The following is a 6,211-nucleotide window of genomic DNA, read 5'->3' on the forward strand; positions in this document are numbered from 1 at the left end:
AGGCTTGGATAATTAACTAAGTTGAATTCACCGACGACTAACCGAATGGTTAACAGTGATTTTCCTTACTCGCTGCAGTATTGTATTGATACTTAACTACACAAAACTCACTTTATGTCGCTTTCCAATATCAGGCATTTTTGCCAAATCCTCAGGTATGTTGCACACCCTGTCGTTGATCTCTTTGAAAAATCCATGGGCATTTGCTGGTGATTCAAAGGCAAACATCAAACCTTCTTCATCACTTAAGCCGTTAAATGCGTGCACATGATTAGCTGGCACTAATACATAGTCACCCACTCCCAGCTGATGAGTTTCATCGTCAAGGCGTAATTCGATATGCCCCTTAAGCACATAAAACGCTTCATCCCAAGGATGACTATGAGGCGGTGCGCCACATCCCTTTGGTACAGTATTCAGCATGCTCGAATATTTACCTTGGGTATCTTCGCTGGTGCAGAGGTATTTGATCTGCATGCCTAATACATTTAACCATTCACCTTGATGCTTAAGTTTTACAATAGCGTTACTAGTCATGGTGTTTATCCTGTTTTTTTCATCTAGTACTGGATAGAATACTAGCAGTGACATACAATAAGTCAAGGTGACATAACATATGACATTTAGAATGGAAACACTGAACGACAAAAAAGCCTCCTTTACCAAAAACCTGCTACTAGAGGCTGCTCGCGAACTATCAGAAACAACAGAAGTGTGTGATATCAGTTTTAAACTGGTTTCAGATCATGCAGGCATTTCCCAGCGCACTATGTTCCGCCATTTTAATACCCGTGAGGAATTTCTAGATACGTTTACTACTCGGGAATACAACGAACTCGATTTGCCTGAAATTCCAGACTGCATAGATAAGCTCTCAAGCTATGTCGCGCAGGTGTATCAAAAATTTGAAGAACAACCACGTCGAGTAGCTGTATTACTGAGCGCTGATTTGTTACCTCGAGTAATAAGCACCGCAGCGAAAGCGCGTTTTGAAACCATGGAACGTCTATTCACAGAGGCTTTTCCATCTTGTGCTCCAAGTGAAATTTTAAAAACCACAGCCAATATACGTTATGTCACCAATGCCTCAAGCTGGCGTTATTACCGTAAAAACTTTAATTTTGACCTTCAAACAAGTATAGAGTGCGCACAAATGATAGTGACTCAAAGCTTAAACCACTTGAAGAATATGAATACCAAATAGGTAACTGGAAATGATTTGACTTCAGAAAAAGAATACAAAAAAACTGCAAATATAAAGCGTCAAATTGTTTTATTTTCAACCATTAGGCTTAGACTCTCCTGGTTCTGGCACATCGTCCTTACTTACGTCCTGTTCTTCGGCTATGTCTCTCGCCCAGTTATGGTCAGAAGCATCAGAGTCTAACCCCTGCTGATCAGCCCCTTTTATAGGAGAAAATGTCAATCTAGTCAGTAAAGCAAAATGGTCAGATCCGATCGAGGGTAATCGTTTGATGGAGTTTAAAGTAAAATGATGACTGTGAAATAGGTGATCCAATGGCCAGCGTAGAAAAGGATAATCCGCATGAAAAGTGTTGAACATACCACGCCCCACTCGCGGATCTAATAAACCACTAATTTTACGGAAAAGGCGCGTTGTGGCTGACCATGCTACATCATTAAGATCGCCCGTTACTATGACTGGTTGATCACTTTCAGCAACACTCCGGGCCACAATCACTAACTCGGCATCCCTCTCAGCTGACTCTGGATTTTCAGTAGGACTAGGAGGGGCTGGATGGAGAAAGTGCATGCGAACCCTAACGCCTGAACGTAACCTCAATGTTGTGTGAATGGAAGGAATTGCTTCCTCAACTAAGTAAGAGATTTCCTGATCGTCTAAAGGTAATATTGAAAAGACATGCATACCGTAAAGGTTGTCCAGCGGGCATTTCACACTGTAAGGCATATCAGCTTCAAGTACTTTGAGCTGATCTTCCCACCACTGATCAGATTCCAGTGTCACGAGAACATCGGGGTGATGTTCTTTTACCAACTGCAGTAGCAGATGTGCATTTCGGTTAGGTGTTAGGACATTGGCCGTCAAAATGCTGATTTGATTTTCAATGCTGCTGCCTGCCTTCTTAACCTCGGCACGCCACAAGAATGTATAAGGTAAAATCCACCATAATTGCCAAATCAAACACAGAGTTGCGATTGAAATTAGTAGCCAAGTTAACAATGATTGTAAATTAAGAACCAAAAGTTCGGCAACAAGTAGAGTAGCGATGAGAATTGCAAATTGTAGCCGTGGAAAGTCCATCCCTCTGATAATCCAGTGCGGATGACGTGAAAGAGGAAGTAACGTCACCAGCAAGGCTAATGCAGTACACAAAACAAATAATAATGTCATGTCGCAGTCCTACGATTCTTTGGTTTTGATATCTATTTCAAATTTGATTCCGGATAACTTGCAGCATCCCTAACAGCCGCTAAGTCCTCTTCTATATCAAGGACTTTACATGCCCGCTTCAAAGCTAACTCTCTGTGGTACCGAGCCGCTTTCCGAATGGCCTCACTGCTAAGTGATTCAAGAGAGCTCAGTGCCTTTTGTAAACGAACGCAAACCTCTATCGCCCCAGCACCATCTCGGGCTATGGACGTAAAAGCGTCGTCGAACATATCAGATATTGAAATCTCTGGCACAGCTATTCGGTCATACTCAGTCTGCTGCTGACTCTCTGTATTAGAGGGCTCATCAATACGAGAAATTAAACGTACTAATGTTCCAATTACTTTTATCGCTGTACCTGAGTCGTTGACTGCTGGAGATAGAGCTCGAGCTGCAATTTCAGATAACGCGACTAAACCAAATCGAGGATCATCTTCGAACGTACGGTCATTTCCAATATGGAACGACTCGATCAGGCAAGTACAGTCCAGTCCCGACAGTTCGCCTGATGGTATGATTACGTTGGCCAACGCCTGATTGGGTGAAGCAAAAGTACCGGGCAATGCCGACACGACTATCCGCGCGTCAACCTCCTCGGCCCAGACTTGAATTGACGCCATGTCGATATGCTGTACATAGCCAATTTTCGATGCATACACGGCTTGCCCTGATGCCGAAGATGCTGATATAGATATGCCGCCGAGAGTCGGCTTATCTCGCCTTCTTATCAGAGAGCTTTCCGTCGCACTTTCAACCTTGTCAATAGTCGAACCAATTCGCCCCAATCTCGCAATGCTGTCGACCCAACGCACAAAAGTCACTATTACCACAGCGAATACAAACACCGTCAGAACAAAAAGAACAAAGAGGCCTGCTTTGTCATAGAAAGCATTTTTCACGGCTGTCAGCGCTACGACACTAAAAATGAATGTACCAACAAATGTAGAAAGAGCATTCTGTGACACGTCATCGGCAAGCACTAGGGCAAAGGAGCGTGGAGTCGCTGAGCTGCTAGCAGCGGCGTACGCTGATACCATAGATGCGACCGAAAAAGTGGCTATTACCAACATGCTGGCCGCCATAAGTGAGAGCAAAGTTTCAACAGAGTCCTGTGCAACTATAGGGACAAGTTTCGCTGACTCAGAGCCATCTATAATTTTTGCCGCAAAAACCACGGCAATCGATAGTAAACAAACCGCCAATGGGCGTACCCAAAGCCGCTCACCAAAACGACTGAACAGAAATCGAAGGCGGTCTAACGAAACTAATGAAGTCATGATATTAACCTATGTGCTGTGTTACGTTTGTTAACCAATATTCTGTATATGTAATTGCTCAGCTTAATTTTAATCGCCGTCGTTATAACTACTTAACACTCGATTTGATGACAGACCTGCGGGGTCTCCCATAAGTTCAGCCGCTGTCAATAGTGCGATAAAGTCCCGAGTGCTTTTAAGCAAACATTACAGTTTGTATGCACTGTCGCGTGTCCCGGTTTTCATTCGCTACTATGTTTTTCTATTGGTAGTGCTGAATAAAATATCCGCAACAGTCACCCTTTTGGCTCAAGTCCTCGGCCTGTTAAGGACAATTTCCCTACGCACATTGTACACCACAAAAACACCGTTACCCATATTATCCAAAGCCATATACGCTCAGAGCTAGTGGCTAGGCTTTCTCTTTCCAGACCCAAGTCAACTTAACATGCGGGTAAATAAAAAAGCCCGGTATCCCCCTTCAATCAGAGAACAACTCTGTAACGATTTTATGGGCGCGGCTCTAATGGCCACAAATCCATTACGCTTCTGTTTCTTAAGCTCATAAAAACGACTGGCTTTTGCAGCGAACCGCACAAGAATGAGCCGCTTCCGAGAAACCCATGACAAATAATGATTGCCTGCGTTTCAAAACAATGAACTGGCCTCCCAGGAATTACTGCAAAAGACCGCAATAAAGTTAAATTAATATTTTAAGAGAAAACTCAGATAAGGATTTCAACAGTTATGACCCAGAAGGTCCTACCGTATATGATGAGGACGATAATTCTATGATGCAAATCAAAAATTGTTGTCTATAGTTTGACCTACAGTTAAGGAATAATTAAAACAAGGAAATGTTATGTACTCTCGTCTTGTAACCTCCGCACCAAAATACCACCAAACATATAAAAGAATATCTCAACGTTTACACAATTGTAATATTGAACTCGATGATTATGTTGGAAGTGACTTACATGTTTATGAAAGCACATTAGATGGAATTACATTCAAACTCAAAAGTCCCATGTTATATGTCATGGATTTTGAAAAATCGCTTACACTTGCAAGAAAATATAGAAACCCTGCATTTAGATCTAAAAAATTAAATGATGAACATTGGCCATTCATGATGTCATTAGCCGCGACCAATGGTCTAGGTTTTAGGGAAATTCAATATCCATTTTTGAGTGAGATGGATTTATCAGCGAAGGCTATGAATAATGGCAAAACGCTAAACATAGCCAAGCTCGATCGCTCATTTGGAGCTCAATTTGGTGACACCATAATCAATATGAATAGCCAATCACTTCATTGCGCAATTGATTATAGTGGTGAACATTGCAGCATTCATATAGACGAAACAGGATTTGTGATTGGTGGACTTGATGGGGATGTAGTGCTTAATCCAGAATTAATTCGTCATACACTTGTAGAGCTACTATGGAAAGACAAGCTAAAAGTACCAAAAGGGATTGAACTAGTCACACCATCAGCTTCAAATGATTACGATAGAATTGGTTTACGAACAGACTTTTCGATTTTGAACAAAAAAACCATCAGTGCAGAACAAAGTTGTAGCGTTCATTCTGGGCTTGGATGCGCTGTCACAATGTCACTAATTGGAATGTTCTGAGACACCAGCTACACTTGATCGGCTCTGACACCCAGATCGTAGTTACAGCAATGCGAAAAGTGTCTCGTTAACTTGCATAACACGCTTAGTGAGACACTCACTGTAACAAAAACAGTAAACACCAGTGAAATCATTAATCTACGAAAACACACAGTGGTGCAGCTACCAAAGATGTAATAAGCGAAGCCGATGCTTTTGCCTTCGAGCGGCACTTTTTGCTGCTGTAGGCAAAAAGTAAGTCGCATCGAAGGGATTCGGTGTGAAAACTGCCAAGCGGACGCCGGGCGGGAAGGCAGTAAGCGTAAGCGCATGCTTTTAAATGCTGCAGGCAAAAGTAGGTCGTACAGCTAGGATGACAATAAGCACAGTGCATAAGCGTTAACAGAAAAGTGTATAAATATTTTAAAATGAATTTAAGATCATAGATTGAAAAATCACTATTCAATAAACTTATCAATTTAAAGAATTTACAGATGACCTGAATTGATTAGGCTGTTTTTATCGGTGGGTTGCGTAGAAGTTACCTCAAGAATAAGGTATCGCTTCGCTCAGTATTTTGTTTCGATAATTCTACACGAAAAATGGTGCCCAGGGCCGGACTTGAACCGGCACGTCCTTACGAACGAGGGATTTTAAATCCCTTGTGTCTACCAATTTCACCACCCGGGCATCGAGAGGTACTTGTATTTCTACAAGCTGGTATTGCTAAGCGTACATGGAGGCGGAACCCGGAGTCGAACCGAGATACACGGATTTGCAATCCGCTGCATAGCCATTCTGCCATTCCGCCATTCCGCTGTATACGTTTTGTAAAACATTTCTATTTTACGCAAATTCTTCAAACAAGAAAGAATTTGGAGCGGGAAACGAGATTCGAACTCGCGACCCCAACCTTGGCAAGGTTGT

Annotated in this window: 5 protein-coding genes and 2 tRNA genes; 2 read left to right on the top strand and 5 right to left on the bottom strand. The window is 42.4% G+C overall.

The genetic code is table 11. From position 1 onward, the window contains the following. Nucleotides 1-96: 96 nt before the first annotated feature. Entirely contained in the window at nucleotides 97-537 is a 441-nt protein-coding gene (locus AAC000_RS20940) for a cupin domain-containing protein (protein ID WP_339725595.1), read from the bottom strand. Between the two features lie 79 nt (nucleotides 538-616). Here AAC000_RS20940 and AAC000_RS20945 point away from each other — a divergent pair, with 79 nt between their 5' ends. Beyond that, complete coding sequence (locus AAC000_RS20945) at nucleotides 617-1,204, top strand: TetR/AcrR family transcriptional regulator (RefSeq protein ID WP_339725596.1); 588 nt, start codon at nucleotides 617-619, stop codon at nucleotides 1,202-1,204. A gap of 75 nt (nucleotides 1,205-1,279) precedes the next feature. On the opposite strand, the gene AAC000_RS20950 is transcribed toward AAC000_RS20945, so the two are convergent. Together AAC000_RS20950 and AAC000_RS20955 are read right to left on the bottom strand one after the other, a co-directional pair. Continuing rightward, nucleotides 1,280-2,374, bottom strand: coding sequence for an endonuclease/exonuclease/phosphatase family protein (locus tag AAC000_RS20950; protein WP_339725598.1), 1,095 nt, complete (start codon nucleotides 2,372-2,374; stop codon nucleotides 1,280-1,282). 32 nt (nucleotides 2,375-2,406) lie between these two features. Further along, nucleotides 2,407-3,690 carry a DUF2254 domain-containing protein gene (locus tag AAC000_RS20955; RefSeq protein WP_339725599.1) on the bottom strand — a complete coding sequence of 428 codons (1,284 nt, stop codon included), beginning with the start codon at nucleotides 3,688-3,690 and terminating at the stop codon, nucleotides 2,407-2,409. Between the two features lie 841 nt (nucleotides 3,691-4,531). Between AAC000_RS20955 and AAC000_RS20960 the strand changes: the two genes are divergently transcribed. Further along, nucleotides 4,532-5,305 carry a hypothetical protein gene (locus AAC000_RS20960; RefSeq protein WP_339725600.1) on the top strand — a complete coding sequence of 258 codons (774 nt, stop codon included), beginning with the start codon at nucleotides 4,532-4,534 and terminating at the stop codon, nucleotides 5,303-5,305. Nucleotides 5,306-5,887: 582 nt separating this feature from the next. Here the strand turns inward: AAC000_RS20960 and AAC000_RS20965 are convergent. Beyond that, nucleotides 5,888-5,974: transfer RNA gene (locus AAC000_RS20965), tRNA-Leu, on the bottom strand. 47 nt (nucleotides 5,975-6,021) lie between these two features. Next, a tRNA-Cys gene (locus AAC000_RS20970) sits at nucleotides 6,022-6,095 on the bottom strand. Nucleotides 6,096-6,211: the final 116 nt, after the last annotated feature.

Source organism: uncultured Paraglaciecola sp. (genome assembly GCF_963977085.1).
Classification (GTDB): Bacteria; Pseudomonadota; Gammaproteobacteria; order Enterobacterales; family Alteromonadaceae; genus Paraglaciecola.

Bases quoted from the DNA above. Each gene is read 5' to 3' on its own strand.
- AAC000_RS20940 (WP_339725595.1), bottom strand. From the start codon at position 537: ATGACTAGTAACGCTATTGTAAAACTTAAGCATCAAGGTGAATGGTTA.
- AAC000_RS20945 (WP_339725596.1), top strand. From the start codon at position 617: ATGACATTTAGAATGGAAACACTGAACGACAAAAAAGCCTCCTTTACC.
- AAC000_RS20950 (WP_339725598.1), bottom strand. From the start codon at position 2,374: ATGACATTATTATTTGTTTTGTGTACTGCATTAGCCTTGCTGGTGACG.
- AAC000_RS20955 (WP_339725599.1), bottom strand. From the start codon at position 3,690: ATGACTTCATTAGTTTCGTTAGACCGCCTTCGATTTCTGTTCAGTCGT.
- AAC000_RS20960 (WP_339725600.1), top strand. From the start codon at position 4,532: ATGTACTCTCGTCTTGTAACCTCCGCACCAAAATACCACCAAACATAT.